The following is a 25,674-nucleotide window of genomic DNA, read 5'->3' as shown; positions in this document are numbered from 1 at the left end:
GTCCGGCATTTAGCGCCGGACGGGATTGCCATACTGGTTCACAAACTGGCGGTACGCGGCGATGACCAGCAGAAAATCTTCAATGCCGCAGAATGAGAGGCTCTCTTCGTCGTAGTAGTTCATCCCCTCCTCCATGCCGTCATCTTCCAGCGCCAGCAGGTTGGCGCGAATCATCACCTCCTCCTCATCCACCAGGATGGTGTATTCGCTGCCGATGCGCTGCCACTGTCGCACGCTGCCCTTGACGTCTTCGATAGCGGCTTCGACTTCATCCAGCAGACCCGGATCGTTTTTCACCTCTTCGTTGAACCAGTGGCCGACCGCTTCATGATCCATCGACATGCGGACCTTAATCTGTCCGGTCACATCGCGTAAAAATTCATATTCCATCGCCCGTTCCTCTCAACGTCGTCGCGTCACTCAATGAGTGTCACGGCTGGCTTTGCAGCATAATGTGACACGTCGCGCATTATTACAGGCTGTCAGGCGAAATCCAGCTTTTGATCGTGCCGGTGACCGGCGCGAAGACGAAAAAAAGGGGCGAATCATCGCCCCTTATGCATGCTTACAAGGTGAAGGATCAGACTGCGGTCTGGAAAATCACGCCTTCCGCTTTGTCGGTGTACTGCGCCAGCTGGTCGAAGTTGAGATAGCGATAGGTGTCGCTGGCCGTTTTATCGACCTGCGCCATAAATTGCTGATACTCATCAGGCGTAGGCAGCCGGCCCAGCAGTGACGCAACGGCAGCCAGCTCGGCAGACGCCAGATAGACGTTTGCGCCGGTCCCCAGACGGTTCGGGAAGTTACGGGTCGAGGTGGAAACCACTGTCGAACCGTCTGCCACACGCGCCTGGTTACCCATGCAGAGTGAACAGCCCGGGATCTCGATACGCGCACCGCTTTTACCGAAGACGCTGTAGTAGCCCTCTTCGGTCAGCTGTGCGGCATCCATCTTGGTTGGCGGCGCCACCCACAGACGGGTTGGCAGCTGACCTTTGTGGCTGTCCAGCAGCTTACCGGCAGCACGGAAGTGACCGATGTTGGTCATGCACGAGCCGATAAACACTTCGTCGATTTTCTCGCCCTGAACGTCCGAGAGCAGACGGGCATCGTCTGGATCGTTAGGGGCACAGAGGATCGGCTCTTTGATATCAGCCAGATCGATCTCGATCACGGCGGCGTATTCCGCATCCGCATCGGCTTCCAGCAGCTGAGGATCGGCCAGCCATTTCTCCATGCTCTCCACGCGACGCTCCAGCGTACGACGATCGCCGTAACCTTCTGCGATCATCCACTTCAGCAGCACGATGTTGGAGTTGAGATATTCGATGATTGGCGCTTTATCGAGCTTGATGGTACAGCCCGCCGCAGAACGCTCTGCTGACGCATCGGACAGCTCAAACGCCTGCTCAACTTTCAGATCCGGCAGACCTTCAATCTCCAGAATGCGACCAGAGAAGATGTTTTTCTTACCTTTCTTCTCAACGGTCAGCAGGCCCTGTTTGATGGCATAAAGCGGAATGGCGTGAACCAGATCGCGCAGGGTAATACCGGGTTCCATCTTGCCTTTGAAGCGCACCAGGACCGATTCCGGCATATCGAGCGGCATGACGCCCGTTGCCGCGGCAAACGCCACCAGGCCCGAACCGGCCGGGAAAGAGATGCCGATAGGGAAACGGGTATGGGAGTCACCGCCGGTTCCTACGGTATCCGGCAGCAGCATACGGTTCAGCCAGCTGTGGATAATGCCGTCACCCGGACGCAGTGAGACACCGCCACGGTTCATGATGAAGTCTGGCAGCGTGTGGTGCGTGTTCACATCGACCGGCTTAGGATAGGCGGCGGTGTGGCAGAAGGACTGCATCACCAGATCGGTCGAGAAGCCCAGGCAAGCCAGATCTTTCAGCTCGTCACGGGTCATCGGACCGGTGGTATCCTGCGAGCCCACGGAGGTCATCTTCGGTTCGCAATACGCGCCCGGACGCACACCGGTCACGCCACAGGCGCGGCCGACCATTTTCTGCGCCAGTGAGAAGCCACGGGTGCTCTCCGCAACATCTTTCGCCTGACGGAATACGGTGCTGTGCGGCAGACCCAGCGACTCGCGCGCTTTGGTGGTCAGGCCACGGCCAATGATCAGCGGAATACGGCCACCGGCGCGCACTTCGTCAATCAGCACTTCGGTTTTCAGTTCGAAGCTGGCCAGCAGGTCGTTGGTTTCGTGGTTACGCACTTCACCTTTGTAGGGGTAGATGTCGATCACATCGCCCATGTTCAGGTCGTTGACGTCCACTTCGATAGGCAGTGCGCCCGCATCTTCCATGGTGTTGAAGAAGATAGGCGCAATCTTGCTGCCCAGCACCACGCCGCCGCCTTTTTTGTTTGGCACGTTCGGGATGTCGTCGCCCATGAACCACAGCACCGAGTTGGTGGCGGATTTACGGGAAGAGCCGGTTCCGACCACGTCACCGACGTAAGCCAGCGGATAGCCTTTGGCCTGCAGCGCTTCGATCTGTTTGATCGGGCCGATATTGCCCGGCTCATCCGGCTCGATGCCTTCGCGGGCATTTTTCAGCATCGCCAGAGCGTGCAGCGGGATGTCAGGACGTGACCAGGCATCCGGGGCCGGAGAGAGGTCGTCGGTGTTGGTTTCGCCCGTTACCTTGAATACCGTGACCGTGATCTTTTCGGCCAGCTCAGGACGTGACAGATACCATTCCGCATCGGCCCAGGATTGCATGACCTGCTTCGCGTATTCATTGCCCGCTTTGGCTTTCTCTTCGACATCATAGAAGTTGTCGAACATCAGCAGGGTGTGTGAAAGGGCTTTGGCCGCGATGGGGGCCAGTCGGCTGTCGTCCAGCGCCTCGATCAACGGATGAATGTTATAACCGCCCTGCATGGTACCGAGCAGTTCGACCGCTTTTTCAGGAGAGATCAGAGGAGAGGTTGCTTCGCCTTTGGCAACAGCCGCCAGGAAACCGGCTTTGACATACGCCGCTTCATCGACGCCAGGTGGGACTCGGTTGACCAGTAAATCGGTCAGAAATTCTTCTTCACCCGCAGGTGGATTTTTCAGCAGTTCAACCAGCGCGGCCATCTGGGAAGCCTCTAAAGGCTTAGGAACAATTCCCTGGGCAGCACGCTCGGCAACGTGCTTACGGTATTCTTCTAGCACGACGTTATCCTCGCTCTCATTATGTAGGGCTTTCCGACCACCTTGCTCACTTATGGAGAACAACCTTCCCTTTTCTTGTCCAGGTTGAGGTGCCCGGTTTCGCGGAGGGCAGAATAGCAGGATTTCGTCTGTTTGTTAATCTGTTTACAAAAATACAACATAATCGACTACGCCCATTCTGCCCGTCCGGTTCGCCGTCTGCGCGGGCTGATTGTGCGTAAACGGACGGTCCCGAGCGTACCGCATGCCGGGGAAATTAGCCCCGAAAAATGTCAGGTTTATCGCGGTTTAAGAGAAGTATCAGGGCAGAATCGATAACGGGCAGGAATAGAAAGGTGCGGTTTGCAGGACTGGCCATCGATGCCACCGGCCAGACACAGCGGTGCAGAAGAGGCCTTAATGGCCTCTTCTGCCTGCTATCAGTTTTTCAGATTTTCCGGGAAGTCAGCGGGCAGCTGATCGGGCGGGCAGTCGATCACGCTTTCGTTATTTTCGCCCACATCGCGGATCACGGTCAGCGTTGCGAACTCGTCAATGACTTCGGTTGGGTAAACCGGACCTGCTTCGCGGAAGGCAGCCATCTCTTCCAGATGGTCATTCTGGAAACAGACGGTTTTTTCCGGATTATTCATTACCCAGCGCGGGAAGAAGATGGTGCCGTGGAAGATTTTATCCGCCAGGTTCACGGCCAGGCTGACATCGGTGCCGGTAGGTTCAGTCCAGGAAACTTTATAGACATCCTGCGCCAGACGGACGACATAGACATGCTGATTTTTAACCCAGCGATTACCCACCATGCCGCTGTGGATGCGATAGTCGATAGTGCTCGCATTTTTGATGTAGAGCTCGTAATTCCAGCCGTTGTCGTAGGTGTAAACCAGGTGTTTGCCAACGATGCCTGACAGATCATGTTTATCAAAAGTGCTCATGGTCAATTCCTCATTTATTTGCCTTGAGGAGATTATTGCGCGTTACAGATGAGATGAATAACGCTATTTTTAGCACTGAATAATCCAATTTTTCGATGAGTTGCCATGCATAAAACGACACTGGAACAGTGGGCGCTGCTCGACGCGGTGGTGAATGAAGGAAGCTTTGCGCTGGCTGCAGAAAAGCATCATCGCAGCCAGTCTTCACTGAGCTATCAGCTTAGCCTGCTTCAGCAGCGGCTGGGTCTGACACTGCTGCAACAGGAGGGGCGTCGCGCCGTCCTCACTGCCAAGGGACATCAGCTACTGGCTCAGGTTCGTCCATTGCTGGAGGGATTCAGCGCGCTTGAAGCTAAGGCGCATGCGCTGCAGCGGGGTGAACGTTCGCGCATCGATCTGATGGTGGACGCGACGCTGCCTAAACCTCTGCTGTTTGATGTGCTGCAGACCTTTCAGCAGCACTACCCCCATGTCCGCATCTGGTTCAGCGAAATTGTTCGCAGCGAAACGCCGGAAAGGCTGGCTGAGCAGCAGGCTGACCTCTGGCTGGTCGCGCAGTATGGCGATGCCCCTGTCGCTGGCGAGAGCCTGATGAGCATCGATTTCGTGGCCGTTGCCCATCGTGATCATCCGCTGCACACTGAACCTGCCCCGCTGAGTGCCACCACGCTGGCTCGCTGGCCCTGCATCACCATCCTGGATCGGCAGCAACAGCACCAATCCGAAGTCAGTGGCGATCAGGCGGAGAACTGGTCCTTCACGACGCTCTCCGCCGCGATTGAAGCAGTCCAGCATCAGCTGGGCTATGGCTGGTTACCGGAACAGAATATCGCCGGGCTGCTGAAGAGCGGTGAACTGCGCCCCCTGCCGCTGTTGCAGGGCCGCCGACGCAGCAGTTCGCTGGTGATGTATATCAATGAAGAGAGGCTGCCCGGCAACAATGCCATTGCAGCCCTGGCGCAGATGTTTGTGGAGCGGGTGGCGCAGGAGAAGCGCATAGCTGAGCGCTAAGGAGGCTGAGTTTGTTTCCATTGACGCGGGGAACACGTAAAAAACGCATTCCAAAGATGAAGCTGCGGTTTATCCCCCCTCAAGCGTGGAAAACCAGCGCAGAACGCTATCTATAGCAAAACGATGGCTTCAGTTGCTGGCCGGACGCTTACGAACTCATTAATAGCAGGAAGGTTAGCAACTACCATTGCGCAGCGTAGCTCGTTCCTTGTTGCGGTCAGAGGCGGTCTGATTGGTAATGCCCTGCTTATTGGTGGCATGACAGAGAGATGTATCTATACCTCTGAAAAGCTGCAAAAGAGCAATCCTGAAGTCTATAACGCATTACGCGTGAGGAACTATGATTTACTCTACTTCCTACTTGAGCCAGCTCTGAACCCGTTCTTAGAAGCTCTCAATGTGAAGCGAACGCAAGGGCAACCGGCTTTTGAACGGATCATTGAAATGGTAGAGAAGGAGGTAAACGCTAATGCGAGATAATGGGCCTGCTAAGCTGAGCTTAGGTAAACGCATCATGTATAGCCTTATAGAGGTGTCAGGTGCGATCATAGGCGGGTTGCTGCTCCTTCTGTGCTGCTACTGGTTCTTTCACTATGAAACCTGGCATGAGCGGCTGATGGCGATTGGTCTGTCTATCGGAGTTGTCTATCTGATAGGTAAGGTCTTACCTGAACGGCCAAATCAGTAAGCCCCTCATGGGGCCATACTCAGTTTTATCAGCTCAGACTTCATCTGAAAATTACCCGTTATTTATACAGGTAATTATCAGAGTACATTTGGATTGAATTCTTCTCAGCCCAGAGGCTTTTTCCATCAGGTAATATTTCCATAAGCGTCCGGACAGGGCACATTTTCCCCTGATGAGTTCGCTGATTATTAAGTGAGCCAGCCAGTCATCAAGATCAGATTGTAATGTGTCGGGTTCACCATACCGCTTTTGCGGAAAGTCGCCTGATATAATTCCTGCAATATCGTCATGTGGAAGCGCATCGCAGATGCCGTTCGTCTGTGGTGACATCGCTTTGGTCTTCGTATAATCCAGACCAAAAAAAAGCCTCCATAGTGGAGGCTTTTTCGTCAGCAGCGGAAACTTACTTCTTCTTCGCTTTCGCGTTAGGCAGATCGGTGATGCTGCCTTCGAAGATTTCTGCTGCCAGACCGACTGACTCATGCAGGGTCGGGTGAGCATGGATGGTCAGCGCGATATCTTCCGCATCACAACCCATCTCAATCGCCAGACCGATTTCGCCTAACAGCTCGCCGCCGTTAGTGCCGACAATCGCGCCACCGATGACACGGTGCGTCTCTTTGTCGAAAATCAGTTTGGTCATACCGTCTGCACAATCAGAAGCGATAGCACGGCCAGAGGCAGCCCACGGGAAGGTGGAGGTCTCGTAGCTGATGCCCTTCTCTTTCGCTTCTTTCTCGGTCAGACCGACCCAGGCAACTTCTGGCTCAGTATAGGCAATGGATGGGATCACTTTCGGGTCGAAGTAGTGCTTCAGACCGGAGATCACTTCCGCCGCAACGTGGCCTTCGTGCACGCCTTTGTGCGCCAGCATTGGCTGACCGACGATGTCGCCGATAGCATAGATGTGTGGCACGTTGGTACGCATCTGCTTGTCGACGCGGATAAAGCCGCGATCGTCCACTTCCACGCCCGCTTTACCGGCATCCAGACCTTTACCGTTCGGCACACGACCGATAGCCACCAGCACGGCGTCATAACGCTGCGCTTCACCCGGTGCCTTTTTGCCTTCCATTGAAACGTAAATGCCATCGTCTTTTGCTTCAACGGCGGTCACTTTGGTTTCCAGCATCAGGTTGAACTTCTTGCTGATTTTCTTGGTAAAGACTTTGACGACATCTTTATCCGCAGCCGGGATAACCTGGTCAAACATCTCAACCACATCGATCTCTGAACCCAGCGCATGATACACCGTCGCCATTTCCAGACCGATGATACCGCCGCCCATAACCAGCAGACGCTTCGGCACTTCTTTCAGTTCCAGCGCATCGGTTGAATCCCAGACGCGGGGATCGTCATGAGGAATGAAAGGCAGTTCGATTGGGCGTGAACCCGCAGCGATGATGGCATTATCGAAGTTGATGGTGGTCGCGCCGCCTTCACCTTCCACCACCAGGGTGTTAGCACCGGTGAATTTGCCAAGGCCATTAACCACTTTGACTTTACGACCTTTTGCCATTCCTGACAGGCCGCCAGTCAGCTGGTTAATCACCTTCTCTTTCCAGCTGCGAATCTTGTTGATATCAGTAGAGGGCTGACCAAACACAATGCCGTGCTCTTCAAGGGCTTTCGCCTCTTCGATCACTTTGGCAACGTGCAGCAGCGCTTTAGAGGGGATACAACCGACGTTCAGACACACACCGCCAAGGGTGCTGTAACGCTCTACCAGTACGGTTTCCAGACCTAAATCCGCACAACGGAAGGCTGCAGAGTAACCTGCAGGACCTGCCCCAAGTACCACAACCTGGGTTTTAATCTCTGTACTCATCATGACCTCTTATTTGATATCCGGCGGGTCAGACGTTCTTATAATGCCCTTGTTCCACCGGGACTTTCACCGCAAGAGTTTACAGAATTGTTAACAAACTGCCAACCGTGACGCGACGAAACGTTAAAGTAAGGCCGGCATCCGCCGGCCTTCTTCACATTTACATAACTAAACGACGTATGTCTGAGAGCATATTACCAATAATGGTGATGAATCTTGCACCATCAGCTCCGTCGATCACGCGGTGGTCGAAGGAGAGAGAGATTGGCATCATCAGACGCGGTGCAAACTCTTTACCGTTCCACACCGGCTCCATCGCCGACTTAGAGACACCCAGGATAGCCACTTCCGGCGCGTTAACAATCGGCGCGAAGTGCGTGGTTCCCAGGCCGCCCAGGCTGGAGATGGTGAAGCATCCGCCCTGCATGTCGCCCGCAGTCAGCTTACCGTCACGCGCTTTCTTCGACACCGCCATCAGCTCACGCGACAGCTCGGTAATGCCCTTTTTGTTCACGTCTTTGAAGACCGGAACCACCAGGCCATTTGGCGTATCGACCGCCACACCGATGTTGATGTATTTCTTCAGCGTCAGCTTCTGCGCATCTTCGGAAAGCGAGCTGTTGAAGCGTGGCATCTGCTCAAGCGCGGCAGCGACTGCTTTCATGATGAACACCACCGGGGTGTACTTCACATCCAGCTTACGCTTCTCTGCTTCGGCATTCTGCTGCTTACGGAACGCTTCCAGATCGGTGATATCGGTTTTGTCGAAATGCGTAACGTGCGGGATCATCACCCAGTTACGGCTCAGGTTCGCACCCGAAATTTTCTGGATACGACCCAGTTCGACTTCTTCGACTTCACCGAACTTGCTGAAGTCCACTTTCGGCCATGGCAGCATGCCTGGCAGGCCGCCACCGCTTGCCGCAGCCGGTGCCGCTTCAGCGCGTTTCACCGCCTCTTTCACGTAAGTCTGCACGTCTTCTTTCAGAATGCGACCTTTACGGCCGGTGCCTTTGACTTTCGCCAGGTTCACACCGAACTCACGCGCCAGGCGACGGATCACCGGGGTAGCGTGAACGTACGCATCGTTCTCGGCAAACTCACCTTTGCTGTCCGCTTTGGCTGCCGGAGCAGGCGCCGCAGATTTAGCTTCAGGTTTCGCAGCCGGGGCCGGTGCGGCTTCCTGCTTCGCTGCCGCCGGGGCCGGTGCGGCACCTTCGACTTCAAACACCATGATCAGTGATCCGGTGCTGACTTTGTCGCCGGTCGCCACTTTCAGCTCTTTGACGGTACCCGCGAATGGCGCAGGCACTTCCATTGACGCTTTATCGCCTTCCACCACGATCAGTGACTGCTCAGCGTCAACTTTGTCGCCCACTTTCACGAGGATCTCGGTGACTTCGACTTCATCACCGCCGATGTCCGGGACATTAACCTCTTTTGCGCCCGCCGCTGCGGCGGGTGCCGATGCCGCTTCTTCTTTCAGTTCTGGCTTCGCGTCAGCGGCCGGTGCAGCCCCTTCCGCTTCAAAAACCATGATGGCAGAACCGGTGCTGACTTTATCGCCGGTCGCAATGGTGATCTCTTTAACCACACCCGCGAACGGAGCCGGCACTTCCATTGACGCTTTATCACCTTCCACCACAATCAGTGACTGTTCGGCTTCAACTTTATCGCCAACCTTCACCAGAATCTCAGTGACTTCGACTTCGTCACCGCCGATATCTGGCACAGCCACTTCTTTGCTGGCGGTGGCTGCTGCCGCGGCGGGTGCAGGTGCCGCGTCCGCTTTCTTCTCTTCGGCGGCGGCAGGTGCCGCTTCTGCGGCCCCTTCTGCGTCAAACACCATGATCAGCGAGCCGGTTTCTACTTTGTCACCGGTGGCGATTTTGATCTCTTTCACTACGCCAGCCTGCGGGGAAGGCACTTCCATTGAGGCTTTGTCGCCTTCCACGGTGATCAGCGACTGCTCGGCTTCCACCTTGTCGCCAACTTTCACCAGAATCTCGGTGACTTCAACTTCGTCAGACCCGATATCCGGTACCTTAATTTCGATAGCCATTACTCTCTTACCTCTTAAGCCAGACGCGGGTTAACTTTATCGGCATCGATGTTGAATTTGGTAATGGCATCCGCCACCACTTTCTTCTCGATCTCGCCGCGTTTAGCCAGCTCACCCAGCGCAGCAACCACCACATAAGATGCATCAACTTCAAAGTGATGACGCAGATTCTCACGGCTGTCAGAGCGACCAAAGCCATCGGTACCCAGCACGCGGTAATCGCTGGCTGGAACATAGCTGCGAACCTGTTCAGCGAACAGTTTCATGTAGTCGGTTGAGGCAACCGCTGGCGCGTCATTCATCACCTGAGCGATGTAAGGCACGCGTGCTTCTTCTGTCGGATGCAGCATGTTCCAGCGCTCACAATCCTGGCCATCACGCGCCAGTTCGGTGAACGAGGTGACGCTGTAGACATCAGAGCCGATACCGTAATCTTTCGCCAGGATCTGTGCCGCTTCACGTACGTGACGCAGGATAGAACCTGAGCCCAGCAGCTGCACTTTGCCTTTGCTGCCTTCTACCGTTTCCAGCTTGTAGATACCCTTACGGATACCCTCTTCCGCACCCTGCGGCATGGCTGGCATATGGTAGTTTTCGTTCAGCGTGGTGATGTAGTAGTAGATGTTCTCCTGCGCTTCGCCATACATACGCACCAGACCATCATGCATGATGACAGCCACTTCATAGGCGTAAGACGGGTCGTAAGAGATACAGTTCGGGATGGTCAGCGACTGAATATGGCTGTGGCCATCTTCATGCTGCAGGCCTTCGCCGTTCAGCGTGGTACGACCGGAGGTTCCGCCGACCAGGAAGCCGCGCGCCTGCTGGTCACCCGCCAGCCACATCAGATCGCCGATACGCTGGAAGCCGAACATCGAATAATAGATGTAGAACGGGATCATCGGCAGGTTGTTGGTGCTGTAAGAGGTCGCCGCCGCCAGCCAGGATGAACCTGCGCCCAGCTCGTTGATCCCTTCCTGCAGAATCTGGCCTTTCTCATCTTCTTTGTAGTAAGCAACCTGCTCACGATCCTGCGGAGTGTACTGCTGGCCGTTCGGGCTGTAGATACCAATCTGACGGAACAGACCTTCCATACCGAAGGTACGCGCTTCATCCGCAAGGATCGGAACCAGGCGATCTTTGATCGACTTGTTCTTCAGCATCACGTTCAGGGCACGAACGAAGGCGATGGTGGTGGAGATCTCTTTGTTCTGCTCTTCCAGCAGCGCACCGAACTCTTCCAGCGCTGGCATTTCCAGCTTCTCGGTGAACTTCGGCTGACGCGTTGGCAGGTAGCCACCCAGCTTCTCACGCTGACCGTGCAGGTAAGTGTGCTCTTCTGAGCCTTTTTCGAAGGTCACGTACGGCAGATCTTCGATTTTATCGTCAGCAACCGGCACGTTGAAGCGATCACGGATATAGCGCACGCCATCCATGTTCATCTTCTTCACCTGGTGAGCAATGTTTTTGCCTTCCGCGGTGTCGCCCATACCATAACCTTTGATGGTATGCGCCAGGATCAGCACCGGCTTGCCTTTGGTGTCCTGCGCTTTTTTCAGTGCCGCGTAGATTTTCTTCGGATCGTGGCCGCCACGGTTCAGTGCCCAGATTTCATCATCGGACATGTCTTTAACCAGCGCGGCGGTTTCCGGATATTTACCAAAGAAGTGCTCACGCACATAGGCGCCATCACGGGATTTAAAGGTCTGGTAGTCACCGTCGACGGTTTCGTTCATCAGCTGAATCAGCTTGCCGCTGGTATCTTTGCGCAGCAGCTCATCCCAGCGACCGCCCCAGATGACTTTAATCACTTCCCAGCCAGCACCGGCAAAGATGCCTTCCAGCTCGTTGATGATCTTGCCATTACCGGTGACCGGGCCATCCAGACGCTGCAGGTTGCAGTTGATGATGAAGACCAGGTTATCCAGTTTTTCGCGGGTCGCGATGGTGATCGCACCTTTGGATTCTGGCTCATCCATCTCACCATCACCCAGGAAGGCGTAGACGGTCTGAGCAGAGGTATCTTTCAGGCCACGGTGTTCCAGATATTTCAGGAACTTCGCCTGATAGATCGCTGATAATGGACCCAGACCCATAGAAACGGTCGGGAACTGCCAGAACTCCGGCATTAATTTCGGGTGCGGATAAGAAGAGAGACCTTTACCGTCAACTTCCTGACGGAAGTTGTTCATCTGCTCTTCGGTCAGGCGACCTTCAAGGAACGCACGGGCATAGATGCCCGGAGAGATGTGGCCCTGGAAATAGACCAGATCGCCGCCATCTTTGTCATTACGCGCGCGGAAGAAGTGGTTGAAGCACACTTCATAAATGGTCGCAGAAGACTGGAAGGAGGACATATGGCCGCCGAGTTCCAGATCTTTCTTCGATGCGCGCAGCACCGACATGATGGCGTTCCAGCGGATAGCGGAACGGATACGACGTTCAAGAGAGGTGTTGCCCGGATAGTCGGGTTCATCTTCAACGGCAATAGAGTTGATGTAGTTGCTGATAGCAGACGAACCTGCAGCAACGTTCACGCCGCCTTTGCGGGCTGCACCCAGTACCTGATCGATCAGATACTGTGCACGTTCAACACCTTCTTCACGGATGACCGATTCGATCGCCTGTAGCCAGTCACGAGTTTCAATCGGATCCACGTCATTGTGTAAACGTTCTGACATGGGTGTGTTCCTTATCTGTGTCTAATACGTTGAATAATCGGGAGCCTGTCAAAGCACAAGCAGGCAGGCTCGTCGCACATGTCCGTACGATCTTTGTCGCACGTTATTCCTTACGTTGCTGTAAACGACGCAGGGAGCGTTCTCGACGGCTCTGCTCCCGACTTCTGTCCAGCAAGATTTCCTCTATGAACGCCAGGTGACGGTGTGAAGCCTCGCGCGCTTTTTCTGGCTCACGGGCCACAATCGCCTCAAAGATTCTGGCGCGGTGACCGCTCACTTTTGCCAGCATTTCCCGGCGAGAGTAGAGCAATTCGAAATTCTGACGGACGTTTTGTTCCAGCATAGGGCCCATTGAGCGTAGCAAATGCAAAAGCACCACATTATGGGCCGCTTCTGTGACAGCGATCTGATACTGCATCACGGCGTCCGCTTCGGCGTCCAAATCGCCGCTGTCCTGCGCCTGCTGGATGTGCACATGGCAGTCGCGAATGCGCAGCAGATCTTCTTCTGTGCCGCGCAGCGCTGCGTAATAGGCGGCGATGCCCTCTAAGGCATGACGCGTTTCCAGCAGGTCAAACTGTGATTCCGGATGGTCTGCGAGAAGCTCAACGAGTGGATCACTCAGGCTTTGCCAGAGATGCTCCTGTACGAATGTTCCGCCGCCCTGACGGCGCAGCAACAATCCTTTCGCTTCTAAGCGCTGGATCGCTTCGCGGAGAGACGGACGTGAGACATCGAATTGTTTGGCGAGTTCGCGCTCAGGGAGCAGCTTCTCTCCCGGACGCAGTGTCCCTTCCATAATCAGGGATTCGAGCTGTTGCTCGATAGCATCTGAGAGCTTGGGTTGGCGAATCTTACTGTAAGCCATCATCCCTTCTTATTAAGCCAGTCGTCCGGAGTAAATTGGTAATACCAATTGTACAGAGGTGGCGGTAAAGTAACAAAGTATTCACCTTGTGTCTATATGGTGTCTGTGACATTCCCCTGCCTCTGAAGCCCGCCCTGACGCTAACTTGCGGTTAAAAAAATGAAAAATTCGCGTTGAGCTGAATGTTAAATAAATTCACTTTTACCAAACCTTACACCTGCTTAGCCCCGAAGCGCAGCGGCATCCATAAGTGAAAGCTATTCGTCATGAACCGCATTTCATGGCAGAAATTTCTCTGGCCTGACGTGACCGGGACGGCGTTTTTTCAGTCAACTCTCAGCACGAAAGGCGAAAGCAGGTGCAAAGCGATTCGCTTATCACTATTCTTGTCGCCAGGGTAGCGCATGGCAGCACTCAGCACGCCAGATACCGTAAAATAATCAATACGTTAATGTAACTACTTCCTTACAGCGAACCGCGCTGGGAACGAAGAATAAAAACATCACGAGGTTTGTATGGAACAACAGCAAGGCGAGGCGCTGAAACGTGGTCTTAAGAACCGCCATATTCAGCTCATCGCGCTGGGTGGAGCAGTAGGAACCGGCCTGTTTCTGGGCAGCGCATCGGTCATCGAATCCGCCGGTCCGGCCGTTATTCTGGGCTATGCCATTGCCGGTTTTATTGCCTTTTTAATCATGCGCCAGCTGGGCGAGATGGTCGTTGAGGAGCCGGTTGCCGGCAGCTTCAGCCACTTCGCCTATAAATACTGGGGCAACTTTGCCGGCTTCGCCTCGGGCTGGAACTACTGGGTACTTTACGTGCTGGTCGCCATGGCAGAGCTCACTGCCGTCGGCAAATATATTCAGTTCTGGTGGCCCGACTTTCCGACCTGGGCCTCGGCAGCCATCTTCTTCGTCATGATTAACGCCATCAACCTGACCAACGTGAAAGTCTTTGGTGAGATGGAGTTCTGGTTCGCCATTATTAAAGTGGTGGCGGTCATTGGCATGATCCTGTTTGGCGGCTGGCTGCTCTTCAGCGGCAACGGCGGTCCGCAGGCAACGGTGCGTAACCTCTGGGAACAGGGCGGCTTTTTCCCGCACGGCATTGGCGGTCTGGTGACGGTCATGGCGATCATCATGTTCTCATTCGGTGGGCTGGAGCTGGTGGGGATCACCGCCGCTGAAGCCGATAATCCGGAAGTCAGCATCCCGAAAGCGACCAACCAGGTGCTGTGGCGCATCCTGATTTTCTACATTGGTTCACTGGCGGTGCTGCTGTCACTGATGCCGTGGAGCCGTGTCACCTCTGAAGTCAGCCCGTTTGTCTTTATCTTCCACGAGCTGGGCGATGCCATGGTGGCGAATGCGCTGAACGTGGTGATCCTGACGGCCGCCCTGTCGGTCTACAACAGCTGCGTTTACTGCAACAGCCGTATGCTGTTTGGTCTGGCTCAGCAGGGCAACGCGCCCAAATCGCTGCTGAAAGTTGACCGTCGCGGCGTTCCGGTCTTAACCATTCTGGTTTCTGCGGTCGCCACGGCGCTCTGCGTGCTGATCAACTACCTGATGCCCGGTGAAGCGTTCGGCCTGCTGATGTCACTGGTGGTTTCTGCACTGGTCATCAACTGGGCGATGATCAGCCTGGCGCACCTTAAGTTCCGTCGTAAGAAAGATCAGCAGGGCGTGACCACCCGCTTCAAAGCGCTGCTCTATCCGGCCGGTAACTGGATTTGCCTGATCTTCCTGGCGGCAATTCTGGTGCTGATGGCAACCACGCCGGGCATGGCCATCTCTGTCTGGCTGATCCCGGTCTGGCTGGTGATTCTGGCGCTGGGTTACTTTATTAAGAACCAGACGCAGAAAGTCTGATCCCTTCTCATATCCGGTGCGCCAGCTCAGGCGCACCGGCCACTTTCGTTCTGTTACTATTTTTATTGCTGACGGGTAGTGATAATTTTTTCCTGCTTCTCACCCAATAAAGGAAAAAATAACTATGCGTGAACTCGCACCTTCAGAAATTATGGCCGTCAGCGGATGTGGCCTGATTCAGGATATCACCACCGCCGTCGGCCAGCAGGCCGGTTCGCTTTTGGGCAGCGTGATGGGTTCCCTGATACCGATTCCCTTTCTCAACGGCGTGATCTCCTCGGTGGCCAGTACGCTTTTCAGCACCATTGGTGGCTGGATTGGCAGTCTGCTCGGTGGCCTGGTTGAAGGACAGAATAACAGCGCAGCTTAACGATTCTCTGCCGCCCTGCCCCGCTTAATGTGATGTGAACGGGCCCGCGCCTGCGTGCCAGTTCACATTTTTTTGCGCCCGCCCGTTTTGTCCATCTCTGTGACTCAATACTGCCACGCCGTGAATGACTTAAGCGCTGATAATCATTAGCTTCATGGTTTGCAGGAGAAGCACAATGAAGCCCGCGGCACTCACATTCAAAGAAAAACTGGGTTATGGCATGGGCGATGCCGGATGCAACATGATTGGCGGTGCCATCATGCTGTTCCTCAACTACTTCTATACCGACGTGTTCGGCCTGGCTCCGGCGCTGGTGGGCACGCTGCTGCTCTCGGTCAGGGTGCTGGATGCGGTCACCGACCCGATTATGGGCGCGATTGCCGATCGTACCCAGAGTCGCTGGGGTCGTTTTCGTCCCTGGCTGCTGTGGGTCTCCGTTCCCTACGTGCTGTTCAGCGTACTGATGTTTACCACGCCAGACTGGACCTATCACAACAAGGTGATCTGGGCATTTGTCACCTACTTCCTGATGTCACTGACCTACACCGCCATTAATATTCCTTACTGTTCACTGGGCGGCGTGATTACCAGCGATCCCGGCGAGCGCGTCTCCTGCCAGTCCTACCGCTTTGTTATGGTGGGCATCGCCACGCTGACCCTCTCCCTGTCACTGCTGCCGATGGCGGAGTGGTTTGGCGGCGCGGATAAGGCGCGCGGCTATCAGATGGCGATGGCGGTGCTGGCCACCCTGGGCCTGGCGATGTTTCTCTTCTGCTTTGCTACGGTGCGTGAACGCATCCGCCCTGCCGTTCCCAGCAATGATGACCTGAAAAAAGATCTGCGTGACGTCTGGAAGAATGACCAGTGGGTCCGGATTCTGTTGCTCACCTTCTGCAACGTCTGTCCCGGCTTCATTCGCATGGCGGCGACCATGTACTACGTAACCTGGGTCATGGGTCAGTCAACGCACTTCGCCACCTTGTTTATCAGCCTGGGGGTAATCGGCATGATGGTGGGCAGCACGCTGGCGAAAGTGCTCACCGACCGCTGGTGCAAACTCAAAGTCTTTTTCTGGACCAATATCGCGCTGGCCCTTTTTTCCAGCGGCTTTTACTGGATCGATCCGCATGCCACCTTGATGGTCGTGGTGGCTTATTTTGTGCTGAATATTCTGCATCAGATCCCCTCTCCCCTGCACTGGTCGCTGATGGCCGATGTGGATGACTACGGCGAATGGAAAACCGGTAAACGCATTACCGGCATCAGCTTCTCCGGCAACCTCTTTTTCCTCAAGGTGGGTCTGGCTGTCGCGGGGGCGATGGTCGGTTTTCTGCTCTCAATGTATGGCTACAACGCGGGCGCAAAACAGCAGTCAGCCGAGGCGATTAACGGCATCATGCTGCTGTTTACCGTTATTCCGGGCGTCGGCTACCTGATCACCGCCGGCGTAGTACGGCTGATGAAGGTTGACCGCAAAATGATGCTCACCATCCAGCAGGATCTGGCGCTGCGTCGCGAAAACTTCCACGACTTACACACTGTTCATCTGCACAACCGTGCTGCCACGCCAACCGGAGATGTAAAATGAGCCCAACCTGGCCGAATCCTTTTATTGAGCAGCGCGCTGACCCGTTTATTCTGCGCCATGAACAGCACTACTATTTTGTCGCCTCAGTACCGGAATATGACCGGCTGGAGATTCGCCGCGCCACCACGCTGGCTGACCTGCGCAGCGCAGAACCGGTAGTGGTCTGGCACAAGCCGGAGAGCGGCCCCTGCAGCGAACTCATCTGGGCACCCGAGCTGCACTATATCGACGGGCTGTGGGTGATCTATTTCGCGGCGGCACCGACGCGCGACATTAAAGAGGGGTTATTCCAGCATCGGATGTACGCACTGGTGTGCGAGGCCGGCGACCCGCTGCAGGGCGAATGGCAGCCCTGCCGGCGCGTCTTCAGCCAGCTTGACAGCTTTTCACTGGATGCCACCCACTTCGTGCATCAGGGTAAAAACTGGTATCTCTGGGCACAGAAAGATCCCGCCATTCCCGGTAACTCCAACCTCTATCTGGCGGAGCTGCTTAATCCATGGACGCTGAAAGGCACGCCGGTAATGCTGAGCCGGCCTGAATATGAGTGGGAGTGTGCAGGATTTAGCGTGAATGAAGGACCGGCGGTCATTCGTCATGGTGACAGGCTGTTTGTTACCTACTCCGCCAGCGCCACCGATGAGAATTACTGCCTGGGCATGCTGTCGATTGCCGTAGAGGCGGACCCGCTCGATGTGACCGCATGGCAGAAATCGGCGCGGCCGGTGTTTGTTTCCAGCTGGGACAATCATCAGTATGGGCCGGGGCACAACAGTTTTACGCAGGATGAGTCGGGGCGGGACGTGCTGGTCTACCATGCGCGAAACTACACGGAGATTGAGGGCGATCCGTTATGGGACCCGAATCGCCATACCCGACTGAAATATTTCAGCTGGCGCAGCGATGGCACGCCCGATTTTGGCGTGCCCCCCGCTGATCACACCAGCGTGCCATAAATCGTCAGCAGCGCTACGGCCACCACCAGCACCAGTGAGGTCCGTTTCGCCAACGCCACGGCCACCCGTGGCGTTTCAACTTTATCCGTGTGCGGATCGCGGGACAGCGAGAACTGCGCCAGGGTGGTCAGCACCTGATACTGAGAACGGTGACGGTCGGTCAGTGAGACAAACCAGGCGGGCAGCGCCTTTTCACCGTGGCCCAGCAGAGCGTAAGCCACCCCCGCCAGCCGGACCGGTATCCAGTCGAGCAGATGCAGAATACCGTCGACCCCCGATTGTGCCCGCGCCATCGGTGTGCCGTACTTTGCCAGCCAGCCCTGCCAGGCTCGCAGGAAGGCGTAACCCACCAGCAGCACCGGTCCCCAGGGGCCACCCACCACCAGCCAGAACATCGGTGCCAGATAGAAACGGAAGTTTATCCAGATCAGCGCATTCTGCAGCTCGCGCAGAAATTCGCGTTCGCTGCACTCCACCGGCACACCATGAATCAGCGTCAGCTCCGCCGCCATCGCCTGATGCGCCGCATCGTCGTCATGACTGGCCGCCTTCAGATAGTGATGGTAGTGCTGCCGCACTGAACCGGCCCCAATACAGAGCAGCCCGACCACAATCCAGAACAGCAATAGCACCACGCCAAACAGCACGCCTTTCAGCGTCACCAGCACCAGTGCCGTCAGCGCCATCGCCAGCGCGGTCATCAGCAGCGTCCGCAACATGGAGAAGTGGCGGCGATGGCGAAAAATCGGCTCCAGCCGGTGTTCGAGCTGCCAGTGCTCGCCCAGTTTAAACAGGCGCTCCCAGCCCAGAACCAACAACAAGGTAAACAACGTCATACTGACCCCGCAAAAATCAGGATTTTTGCTGCGTTAACAGCTCTCTGTAGTACTCCCAGTCAAAAGCAGGACCAGGATCGGTTTTGCGCGCCGGAGCGATGTCGCTATGCCCGGTAATACGTGCAGGCGTGACCGGATAGTGCTGCAGCAGCAACTGCGTAACCTGCTGCAAAGCCCGATATTGCGCCCCGGTATAAGGCTCGCTGTCAGTTCCTTCCAGCTCGATGCCAATAGAGAAGTCATTGCAGTTTTCCCGGCCCTCAAACTGCGAAACCCCCGCATGCCAGGCGCGCTTATCAAAGGGAACATACTGCACAATCTCGCCGTCACGGCGAATCAGGCAGTGTGCCGCCACTTTCAGTGCCGCGATATCGGCAAAATAGGGATGCGCATCCGGCGGAAGCGTGCCGGTGAACAGCTTATCGATCCACGGTCCGCCAAACTCACCCGGCGGCAGGCTGATATTGTGAATCACCAGCAGCGACGGCGCCTCATTGTCAGGTCGTTCATTGCAATGTAATGAGGGCACCTGACGTACGCCGGTCAGCCAGCCCTGTTTGATTTTCATACCGGATTTCCTTGTTCTGCCTGGCTGAGAATAGCATGAATAATAAAGGATTCTTGCCCCTTAGTGTGTCGGCAGCGTGACATTATCTGATTTCTTGTTAAGGATACTAAACAAAATGCGGTTTATGGCTGGCACCGCGTGGCAGTTCAGGCTATTGTGACCGCCTCAGACATCCCCTTTTCTGGAGTGTAAATCTATGTCTTCTCGTGGTTATGATCCCGACAGCCGCCGTCAGGCGCTGATTAAACGCATTGAAAGTGACATCCCGGATGCCGTTGCGCTGGCGTTAAAGGAGGATCTCGGTGGGGAGATCGACGCCGACCGCGATATCACCGCACAGCTGTTACCGGCCGATACCCAGGCCCATGCGCAGGTCATCACCCGCGAAGCCGGTGTTTTCTGTGGTAAACGCTGGGTCGAAGAGGTGTTTATTCAGCTGGGCGCGCACGCCACCCTGAACTGGCACGTCAGTGATGGCGATCCGATCAAGGCTGACCAGCTGCTGTTTGAAATTGAAGGCCCGGCCCGCCTGCTGCTGACCGCCGAGCGGACGGCGCTCAATTTTGTGCAGACGCTTTCCGGCGTGGCGACCGAAGTCAGCCGCTATGTTGCGCTGCTGGCAGGCAGCCAGACCCAGCTGCTGGACACGCGCAAAACCCTGCCCGGCCTGCGGACGGCGCTGAAATATGCCGTGCTCTGTGGTGGCGGCAGCAATCACCGGCTCGGCCTCTCTGACGCCTATCTGATCAAAGAGAATCATATTATCGCCAGCGGGTCGATTGCTCAGGCGGTGGAAAGAGCGCAGTGGTTACAGCCAGACGTGCCGGTTGAAGTTGAGGTGGAATCGCTGGAGGAGTTACGCCAGGCGCTGGAGGCCGCCGCTGATATTGTCATGCTGGATAACTTCAGCCTGGAGGAGATGCGGGCCGCCGTCGAACTGAATCAGGGGCGGACGCTGCTGGAAGTTTCCGGCAACGTTACCGAAGCTACCCTGCCGCAGATTGCCCTGACCGGCGTGGACTACGTTTCGGTTGGCGCACTGACCAAACATGTCCGGGCGCTGGATCTCTCGATGCGTTTTCAGCAAAAGTAAACCGCAGCGGCACGGTCAGTGCCGCTGCCTCTGTCCGCGCATTCTGCTGACCCGCCCGCGCGGCCACACGTTTTGCGACCTCGCTTACAGCGCCATTGCTACTGCGCTGTAACGACGCACATTCTTTCGGTGATCCTTTCCAGCCTGAAAACTCGCCACTGTTTTTCACTGCCCCCGCTTTCTACCCTGTCGACTTCTTAATCAGGAGACGATGGAATGAACTATCAACGTGGATTTACGCTGGTTGAACTGATGATTGTGGTCGGCATTGTGGCGATTCTGAGTGCCATTGGCCTGCCCGCCTATCAAAACTATCTGCAGCGCGCCGCGCTCACCGACATGCTGCAAACGATGGTGCCCTATAAAACCGCCGTCGAACTCTGTGCCATGGAGCGCGGCGGCCCGACGCAGTGTCAGGCCGGACAGGCTGGTATCCCTGCTGCGAAAGGATCGCGCTACGTTTCGGCACTGAGCGTCACTAACGGGGTGATTACACTGACCGGCCAGGAGAGTCTGAATGGCCTGAGCGTTGAAATGGTGCCGATTCATGATGCCACGGATGGCAGCATCAGCTGGCAGCGCAGCTGCACCAGCAGCAACAACAATCTGCGCGACAATTGCCTGGAACAGTTCCGCTTTGCGGATAAAGGGGCCAGCGATGAATCCGCCTGACGACGCAATAACAGCACTCTGCCAGCGCTATCGCGCGCTGATTTTGCAGCATGATGCCGATCGGTTACGCGTTGCCGTGGCGGAGAGCGTTCCGCCCGGCCTCTCTGAATCGCTTCACTTTGCCAGTCAGTGTCAGATTGACATTGAATGCTGGCCTCAGGCCCGCCTGGATCAACGTCAGCATGCCGACACGGGGCGGGTCGCGCGCGAAGAGACACCCGCTGAATCGGCGATTGAAGCCGCCGAGCTGATTCTGCGTCAGGCGCTGGAACGTCGCGCCTCGGATGTGCATATCGAACCCGGCGCTGAGGGGATGCGGGTGCGGCTGCGCATTGACGGTGTCCTTCACCCGCTCTCTTCCCTGCCTGTGACCCAGCCTGGGGCGCTGCTGGCGCGCCTGAAAATCCTCGGCGGACTGGATATTGCCGAACGCCGGTTGCCCCAGGATGGTCAGTTCAGTCTGGCGATCGCCGGTCAGTCAGCCTCCTTTCGTCTGGCAACGTTACCCGTGTATGGCGGTGAAAAAGCGGTCATCCGGCTGTTGCAGAGTGAAAGCGCGGCGCTGTCACTGGATAAGCTCGGCCTCCCCCCTGCGCAGCTGCGCCTCTTCACGGCGGCGCTGGCCCAGCCGCAGGGGCTGATCCTGGTCACCGGGCCGACCGGCAGCGGCAAGACATTTACCCTCTACAGTGGACTCAGCGCCCTGAACCGGCCGGAAAAAAACCTGTGCAGCGTGGAAGATCCGATTGAGATCCCGCTGTCCGGCATTAATCAGACGCAGATCCATAACCGCAAGGGGCTGGATTTTAACCGTGTGCTGCGGGCGTTACTGAGACAGGATCCGGACGTCATTATGGTCGGAGAGATCCGCGATGCCGAAACGGCAGAGATTGCAGTGAAGGCAGCGCAGACCGGCCATCTGGTGCTTTCAACTCTGCACACCAACTCCACCGCCGAGACGCTGACGCGGCTGCGGCAGATGGGCATCCCCGGTTATCTGCTGGGCCCGGCGCTGAAGCTGATCGTGGCTCAACGCCTGGTCCGGCGCCTCTGCCCCCATTGCCGTCAGCCGGCCCAGGCGGTGGCGCACTACCCCACAGAAATCTGGCCCGGCACGCTGCAAACCTGGCGGGCGCCCGGTTGCGATCACTGTTTCTCCGGCTACTTTGGCCGGCTGGCGCTGTTTGAACTGCTGCCGATCAATGCCAGGCTACAGAATGCCATTGCTGCTGAGATGCCGCTGGAGAATCTGCTCACGCTGGCAAAACAGCAGGGATTGCGCCCCCTGCTGGTTTCCGGTCTGGAAGCCGTAAGCCGGGGCGACACCTCGCTGGAAGAGATGCAGCGGGTCATCGGGCTGGACGATGGCTGATGCAGCGCTGTTCCGTTGGCAGGCGGTAGATAGCCAGGGGCAGTTGCGCAGTGGTCAGCTGCTGGCTGTTGACAGTGAAACCCTGCTGCGTGTGCTGGCGCAGCGCGACCTGCTGCCCGTGAGCTGGAAGCGGGAAAAGGGCTGGCGTCAGTCGGAATGGAAGTGGCAGCAGAAGAGCGATCTGATACGCCAGCTGGCAACCCTGCTCAAAGCCGGTCTGCCGCTGGCAGAGAGTCTGGCGTTGCTGGCAGAGGGGCATCCGCATGCAGGCTGGCGGGCATTGTTGCTCGCCCTGCATTATCGGGTGCTCAGCGGCGCCCCTTTTTCTCAGGCGTTACGTGAATGGCCGCAGATTTTTCCGGCGCTCTATCCGGCACTGATGGAGGTGGGTGAACTGACCGGTCAGCTCGATGTCTGCTGCGAGGAGCTGGCCCGCCAGCAGATCCGGCAACAGCAGTTAGGTCAGCAGGTGGTGAAAGCGTTGCGTTATCCGCTGTTCATCCTGCTGGTGGCCCTCGCTGTCACCTGCGGCATGCTGCTGTTTGTGCTGCCTGAGTTCGTTGCCGTCTATGACGCCTTTGACGCGCCCCTGCCCGCCTTTACGGCAGCGGTGATGCAGCTATCAGCCCTGCTTCAGGCATGGGGAGGCGTCCTCGCTTTCGGCGTAACGCTGATACTGGCGATTGTGTTTCAGTTGCGACGACGCTCTGCGGACTGGCAGCGCCGCGAACAGGCGCTTTTGCTGCGCCTCCCGCTGCTTGCCGGATTATGGCGGGGGATGCAGCTGACGCAGATCTACACCATCCTGACGCTGACGCAGCGTGCCGGGTTGACCCTGTTGCAGGGACTGGCCGCCGCAGAAGTGACGCTCTCTGCCCTGCTCTGGCGGGAGGCCATGGCCGCCCTCCAGCAGCACATTGCTCAGGGTCATCCCCTGCATCAGGCATTGATGCATCACTCGCTGTTCACGCCGTTATGTGGTCAGCTGATTCGGGTCGGCGAAGAGGCGGGAGCACTGGATGTGATGCTGGCGCGTCTGGCGGAGTGGCACGAGGCAGAGACCCGCAAACGTGCTGATACCCTGGCGGCGTCGCTGGAGCCGGTGATGATGGTGGTCATTGGCGCTATCGTCGGCTCGCTGGTAGTCGCGATGTATCTGCCCGTATTCGGTCTGGGTGATGCGATGCATTAAGGGGCGCCGGATGCGCCCCGGACGATTACCGGTTGAATACGCGGTTTTCCTGCTCATTGACCCGGATGAAGGTCGTGCGCTTGGTCAGCTCTTTCAGACGCTCAGCCCCGACGTAGGTGCAGGCGGACCGCAAACCTCCCAGAATATCCCGTGCAGTATCAGCCACCGGGCCACGTAGTGGCAGCTTCACCGTTTTACCTTCGGCGGCCCGATACTGGGCGACACCGCCGACATGACGTTTCATCGCCGATTCAGAACTCATGCCGTAAAACAGCATGAAGCTTTCGCCATTTTCTTCGACGACCTGCCCTTCACACTCATCGTGTGCCGCCAGCATGCCTCCCAGCATCACAAAGTCCGCTCCGCCGCCAAAGGCTTTCGCAATATCGCCTGGCACCGAACAGCCGCCATCACTGACAATCTGTCCACTTAAGCCATGGGCCGCATCGGCACATTCGATGACGGCAGAAAGCTGCGGATAGCCCACGCCGGTTTTCACCCGGGTCGTGCAGACCGACCCCGGACCGATGCCAACCTTAACGATATCCGCGCCCGACAGAATCAGCTCTTCCACCATTTCCCCTGTCACCACATTACCGGCACAGATGGTTTTCGCCGGGAACATCTCACGAGCGCGCTGCAGAAAATCAACAAAATGCTGCGAGTAGCCGTTGGCCACGTCGATGCAGATAAACTGTAAATCGTCGGACAGCGCCATAATGGCGACCAGCTTGTTCAGATCGTTTTCAGAGGTGCCGGTTGACACCATCACATGCTTCAGAACCGTGGCGGGGACGCGCTGAATAAACGCCAGCCACTCCTCCACGCTGTAGTGCTTGTGAACGGCGGTGAGAATATCAAAACTGGCCAGCGCCTCAGCCATTAAAAAGGTGCCGACGGTATCCATGTTGGCCGCGATAATCGGGACGCCGCTCCAGCTCAGGCGGGAGTGGCGGAAGGTGAAGCTGCGTTCCAGCTCGACCTGCGAGCGGCTTTGCAGCGTGGAGCGTTTGGGCCGGATTAAGACATCTTTAAAGCCCAGTTTCAGATCTTCTTCAATACGCATAAACAGTGTCCTGGTAGGTGGCAACAACTCGCCGTTCGCGAAATAAGCACGGTTCCAGTGACGTTATATTACGCGCCTCTGGCGACGCGACAAGACTGCGAATTTCACTTTATTTACGCTACAATCCGTAAAATTTATTGCTGCTTTACTGGTGTGATCTGTCGCTCATTTTTGCGTTTTTTGTTCAGATCATTACCCTGAACCTATGTCCATATGAGAAGCCAGGTGAGAAACATGCCCTATACCGTCGCGCTCACAGGAGGAATCGGCAGTGGTAAAAGCACGATAGCCGGGGCCTTTGCTGCGCTTGGTGTGGAAATTATTGATGCTGACCTGATCGCACGCGAAGTTGTCGAGCCGGGCACTCCCGCTCTGCAGGCCATTGAGGCGCGCTTCGGCGCATCCATCTTGACCGGACAGAGAACGCTTGACCGTGCCCGCCTGCGCGAAATTATTTTTCAGCAGCCCGAAGAGAAAAGCTGGTTAAACGCGCTGTTGCACCCGCTGATTAACGCCCGGACGCGACAGCTGATCGCCCAGGCGGCCTCACCTTATGTGCTCTGGGTGGTGCCACTACTGGTAGAAAATCAGTTACAGCACCAGGCTGATCGGGTGCTGGTCGTGGATGTTGATGAGGAGACGCAGTTAGCCCGTACCCGACAGCGCGATGGGCTCTCCCCGGAGCAGGCGCAACGTATTCTTTCCGCGCAGGCGACGCGCCAGCAGCGCCTCGCCTGTGCCGACGATATTATTGATAACAGTGGCGAGCCCGATGACGCCTTGCCACAGGTTGCCGGACTTCACCAGCGCTACCTCCGGCTGGCGGCAACGAAACAGGATTAATA

The 25,674-nt window shown here is 56.4% G+C and carries 20 protein-coding genes and 2 pseudogenes; 11 read left to right on the top strand and 11 right to left on the bottom strand.

Going from position 1 to position 25,674, the window contains the following annotated elements:
* Positions 1 to 9: 9 nt before the first annotated feature.
* The 3 genes from yacL to F3I47_RS12035 all read right to left on the bottom strand — a co-directional run bounded on the left by yacL (position 10) and on the right by F3I47_RS12035 (position 4,107).
* The gene (gene yacL / locus F3I47_RS12045) at positions 10 to 390 is read right to left on the bottom strand and encodes a protein YacL (RefSeq protein WP_009092085.1); all 381 of its coding nucleotides are present in this window, start codon (positions 388 to 390) and stop codon (positions 10 to 12) included.
* A gap of 190 nt (positions 391 to 580) precedes the next feature.
* The gene (acnB, locus tag F3I47_RS12040) at positions 581 to 3,178 is read right to left on the bottom strand and encodes a bifunctional aconitate hydratase 2/2-methylisocitrate dehydratase (RefSeq protein ID WP_111208287.1); all 2,598 of its coding nucleotides are present in this window, start codon (positions 3,176 to 3,178) and stop codon (positions 581 to 583) included.
* Positions 3,179 to 3,597: 419 nt separating this feature from the next.
* On the bottom strand, positions 3,598 to 4,107 hold the full coding sequence (locus tag F3I47_RS12035) for a phenolic acid decarboxylase (protein WP_150028622.1): 510 nt from the start codon (positions 4,105 to 4,107) through the stop codon (positions 3,598 to 3,600).
* Positions 4,108 to 4,212: 105 nt separating this feature from the next.
* Between F3I47_RS12035 and F3I47_RS12030 the strand changes: the two genes are divergently transcribed.
* On the top strand, positions 4,213 to 5,118 hold the full coding sequence (locus F3I47_RS12030) for a LysR family transcriptional regulator (RefSeq protein WP_150028623.1): 906 nt from the start codon (positions 4,213 to 4,215) through the stop codon (positions 5,116 to 5,118).
* A gap of 99 nt (positions 5,119 to 5,217) precedes the next feature.
* Positions 5,218 to 5,598, top strand: a pseudogene (locus F3I47_RS12025) (hypothetical protein); the annotation flags it as partial.
* A gap of 266 nt (positions 5,599 to 5,864) precedes the next feature.
* On the opposite strand, the pseudogene F3I47_RS12015 reads toward F3I47_RS12025, so the two are convergent.
* From F3I47_RS12015 to pdhR, 5 genes and pseudogenes are all read right to left on the bottom strand, one after another.
* A pseudogene (locus tag F3I47_RS12015) lies at positions 5,865 to 6,160 on the bottom strand (integrase core domain-containing protein); the annotation flags it as partial.
* Positions 6,161 to 6,209: 49 nt separating this feature from the next.
* Positions 6,210 to 7,634, bottom strand: coding sequence for a dihydrolipoyl dehydrogenase (gene lpdA, locus F3I47_RS12010; protein ID WP_046101230.1), 1,425 nt, complete (start codon positions 7,632 to 7,634; stop codon positions 6,210 to 6,212).
* Positions 7,635 to 7,794: 160 nt separating this feature from the next.
* Positions 7,795 to 9,696, bottom strand: a complete 1,902-nt coding sequence (gene aceF, locus F3I47_RS12005) for a pyruvate dehydrogenase complex dihydrolipoyllysine-residue acetyltransferase (protein ID WP_150028625.1) — start codon at positions 9,694 to 9,696, stop codon at positions 7,795 to 7,797.
* Between the two features lie 14 nt (positions 9,697 to 9,710).
* The gene (aceE, locus tag F3I47_RS12000; protein ID WP_009092095.1) at positions 9,711 to 12,377 is read right to left on the bottom strand and encodes a pyruvate dehydrogenase (acetyl-transferring), homodimeric type; all 2,667 of its coding nucleotides are present in this window, start codon (positions 12,375 to 12,377) and stop codon (positions 9,711 to 9,713) included.
* Positions 12,378 to 12,480: 103 nt separating this feature from the next.
* Complete coding sequence (gene pdhR, locus F3I47_RS11995) at positions 12,481 to 13,245, bottom strand: pyruvate dehydrogenase complex transcriptional repressor PdhR (protein WP_009092096.1); 765 nt, start codon at positions 13,243 to 13,245, stop codon at positions 12,481 to 12,483.
* Between the two features lie 515 nt (positions 13,246 to 13,760).
* On the opposite strand from pdhR, the gene aroP reads away from it, so the two are divergent.
* The 4 genes from aroP (at position 13,761) to F3I47_RS11975 (ending at position 18,030) form a co-directional block, all read left to right on the top strand.
* Positions 13,761 to 15,116 (top strand): aromatic amino acid transporter AroP, encoded by a 1,356-nt coding sequence (gene aroP, locus F3I47_RS11990; protein ID WP_009092097.1) that lies wholly within the window; start codon positions 13,761 to 13,763, stop codon positions 15,114 to 15,116.
* A gap of 124 nt (positions 15,117 to 15,240) precedes the next feature.
* Positions 15,241 to 15,486 (top strand): hypothetical protein, encoded by a 246-nt coding sequence (locus F3I47_RS11985; RefSeq protein ID WP_009092098.1) that lies wholly within the window; start codon positions 15,241 to 15,243, stop codon positions 15,484 to 15,486.
* A 175-nt stretch (positions 15,487 to 15,661) separates the two neighbouring features.
* A complete protein-coding gene (locus F3I47_RS11980; protein WP_009092099.1) occupies positions 15,662 to 17,074 on the top strand; it encodes a glycoside-pentoside-hexuronide (GPH):cation symporter in 1,413 nt (470 codons plus the stop codon).
* The gene (locus F3I47_RS11975) at positions 17,071 to 18,030 is read left to right on the top strand and encodes a family 43 glycosylhydrolase (protein WP_150028626.1); all 960 of its coding nucleotides are present in this window, start codon (positions 17,071 to 17,073) and stop codon (positions 18,028 to 18,030) included. Before F3I47_RS11980 ends, F3I47_RS11975 begins: the two co-directional genes overlap by 4 nt.
* Here F3I47_RS11975 and ampE read toward each other — a convergent pair.
* Together ampE and ampD are read right to left on the bottom strand one after the other, a co-directional pair.
* Positions 18,012 to 18,866, bottom strand: a complete 855-nt coding sequence (gene ampE / locus F3I47_RS11970) for a beta-lactamase regulator AmpE (RefSeq protein ID WP_150028627.1) — start codon at positions 18,864 to 18,866, stop codon at positions 18,012 to 18,014. The two genes, F3I47_RS11975 and ampE, sit on opposite strands and share 19 nt — an antisense overlap.
* A 16-nt stretch (positions 18,867 to 18,882) precedes the next feature.
* Entirely contained in the window at positions 18,883 to 19,434 is a 552-nt protein-coding gene (ampD, locus tag F3I47_RS11965; protein ID WP_009092102.1) for a 1,6-anhydro-N-acetylmuramyl-L-alanine amidase AmpD, read from the bottom strand.
* 196 nt (positions 19,435 to 19,630) lie between these two features.
* On the opposite strand from ampD, the gene nadC reads away from it, so the two are divergent.
* The 4 genes from nadC to hofC all read left to right on the top strand — a co-directional run bounded on the left by nadC (position 19,631) and on the right by hofC (position 23,763).
* Positions 19,631 to 20,527, top strand: a complete 897-nt coding sequence (gene nadC / locus F3I47_RS11960) for a carboxylating nicotinate-nucleotide diphosphorylase (protein ID WP_140028862.1) — start codon at positions 19,631 to 19,633, stop codon at positions 20,525 to 20,527.
* Positions 20,528 to 20,743: 216 nt separating this feature from the next.
* A complete protein-coding gene (gene ppdD / locus F3I47_RS11955; protein WP_009092106.1) occupies positions 20,744 to 21,199 on the top strand; it encodes a prepilin peptidase-dependent pilin in 456 nt (151 codons plus the stop codon).
* Positions 21,186 to 22,571: a type II secretion system protein GspE gene (gspE, locus tag F3I47_RS11950; protein ID WP_150028628.1), complete on the top strand. Its 1,386-nt coding sequence runs from the start codon at positions 21,186 to 21,188 to the stop codon at positions 22,569 to 22,571. Before ppdD ends, gspE begins: the two co-directional genes overlap by 14 nt.
* Positions 22,564 to 23,763, top strand: coding sequence for a protein transport protein HofC (hofC, locus tag F3I47_RS11945; protein ID WP_150028629.1), 1,200 nt, complete (start codon positions 22,564 to 22,566; stop codon positions 23,761 to 23,763). Before gspE ends, hofC begins: the two co-directional genes overlap by 8 nt.
* Before the next feature lie 25 nt (positions 23,764 to 23,788).
* Here hofC and F3I47_RS11940 read toward each other — a convergent pair whose 3' ends face one another.
* The gene (locus tag F3I47_RS11940) at positions 23,789 to 24,829 is read right to left on the bottom strand and encodes a GMP reductase (protein WP_150028630.1); all 1,041 of its coding nucleotides are present in this window, start codon (positions 24,827 to 24,829) and stop codon (positions 23,789 to 23,791) included.
* A gap of 234 nt (positions 24,830 to 25,063) precedes the next feature.
* Between F3I47_RS11940 and coaE the strand changes: the two genes are divergently transcribed.
* Positions 25,064 to 25,672, top strand: a complete 609-nt coding sequence (coaE, locus tag F3I47_RS11935) for a dephospho-CoA kinase (RefSeq protein WP_150028631.1) — start codon at positions 25,064 to 25,066, stop codon at positions 25,670 to 25,672.
* The last annotated feature ends 2 nt before the right edge of the window (positions 25,673 to 25,674 follow it).

Source organism: Pantoea sp. M_10, assembly GCF_008631515.1.
In the GTDB taxonomy this organism is placed as follows: Bacteria; Pseudomonadota; Gammaproteobacteria; order Enterobacterales; family Enterobacteriaceae; genus Pantoea; species Pantoea anthophila.
The sequence above is the reverse complement of the archived record's forward strand: the minus strand, read 5'-3'. Positions and strand labels throughout refer to the sequence as shown.

What these genes read in the sequence shown, in the direction of transcription:
- gspE (WP_150028628.1), top strand. Translation starts at nt 21,186, where the DNA reads ATGAATCCGCCTGACGACGCAATAACAGCACTCTGCCAGCGCTATCGC.
- yacL (WP_009092085.1), bottom strand. Translation starts at nt 390, where the DNA reads ATGGAATATGAATTTTTACGCGATGTGACCGGACAGATTAAGGTCCGC.
- F3I47_RS11985 (WP_009092098.1), top strand. Translation starts at nt 15,241, where the DNA reads ATGCGTGAACTCGCACCTTCAGAAATTATGGCCGTCAGCGGATGTGGC.
- F3I47_RS12030 (WP_150028623.1), top strand. Translation starts at nt 4,213, where the DNA reads ATGCATAAAACGACACTGGAACAGTGGGCGCTGCTCGACGCGGTGGTG.
- aceF (WP_150028625.1), bottom strand. Translation starts at nt 9,696, where the DNA reads ATGGCTATCGAAATTAAGGTACCGGATATCGGGTCTGACGAAGTTGAA.
- hofC (WP_150028629.1), top strand. Translation starts at nt 22,564, where the DNA reads ATGGCTGATGCAGCGCTGTTCCGTTGGCAGGCGGTAGATAGCCAGGGG.
- ppdD (WP_009092106.1), top strand. Translation starts at nt 20,744, where the DNA reads ATGAACTATCAACGTGGATTTACGCTGGTTGAACTGATGATTGTGGTC.
- ampE (WP_150028627.1), bottom strand. Translation starts at nt 18,866, where the DNA reads ATGACGTTGTTTACCTTGTTGTTGGTTCTGGGCTGGGAGCGCCTGTTT.
- aceE (WP_009092095.1), bottom strand. Translation starts at nt 12,377, where the DNA reads ATGTCAGAACGTTTACACAATGACGTGGATCCGATTGAAACTCGTGAC.
- F3I47_RS12035 (WP_150028622.1), bottom strand. Translation starts at nt 4,107, where the DNA reads ATGAGCACTTTTGATAAACATGATCTGTCAGGCATCGTTGGCAAACAC.
- F3I47_RS11940 (WP_150028630.1), bottom strand. Translation starts at nt 24,829, where the DNA reads ATGCGTATTGAAGAAGATCTGAAACTGGGCTTTAAAGATGTCTTAATC.
- ampD (WP_009092102.1), bottom strand. Translation starts at nt 19,434, where the DNA reads ATGAAAATCAAACAGGGCTGGCTGACCGGCGTACGTCAGGTGCCCTCA.
- aroP (WP_009092097.1), top strand. Translation starts at nt 13,761, where the DNA reads ATGGAACAACAGCAAGGCGAGGCGCTGAAACGTGGTCTTAAGAACCGC.
- coaE (WP_150028631.1), top strand. Translation starts at nt 25,064, where the DNA reads ATGCCCTATACCGTCGCGCTCACAGGAGGAATCGGCAGTGGTAAAAGC.
- F3I47_RS11975 (WP_150028626.1), top strand. Translation starts at nt 17,071, where the DNA reads ATGAGCCCAACCTGGCCGAATCCTTTTATTGAGCAGCGCGCTGACCCG.
- pdhR (WP_009092096.1), bottom strand. Translation starts at nt 13,245, where the DNA reads ATGGCTTACAGTAAGATTCGCCAACCCAAGCTCTCAGATGCTATCGAG.
- F3I47_RS11980 (WP_009092099.1), top strand. Translation starts at nt 15,662, where the DNA reads ATGAAGCCCGCGGCACTCACATTCAAAGAAAAACTGGGTTATGGCATG.
- nadC (WP_140028862.1), top strand. Translation starts at nt 19,631, where the DNA reads ATGTCTTCTCGTGGTTATGATCCCGACAGCCGCCGTCAGGCGCTGATT.
- lpdA (WP_046101230.1), bottom strand. Translation starts at nt 7,634, where the DNA reads ATGAGTACAGAGATTAAAACCCAGGTTGTGGTACTTGGGGCAGGTCCT.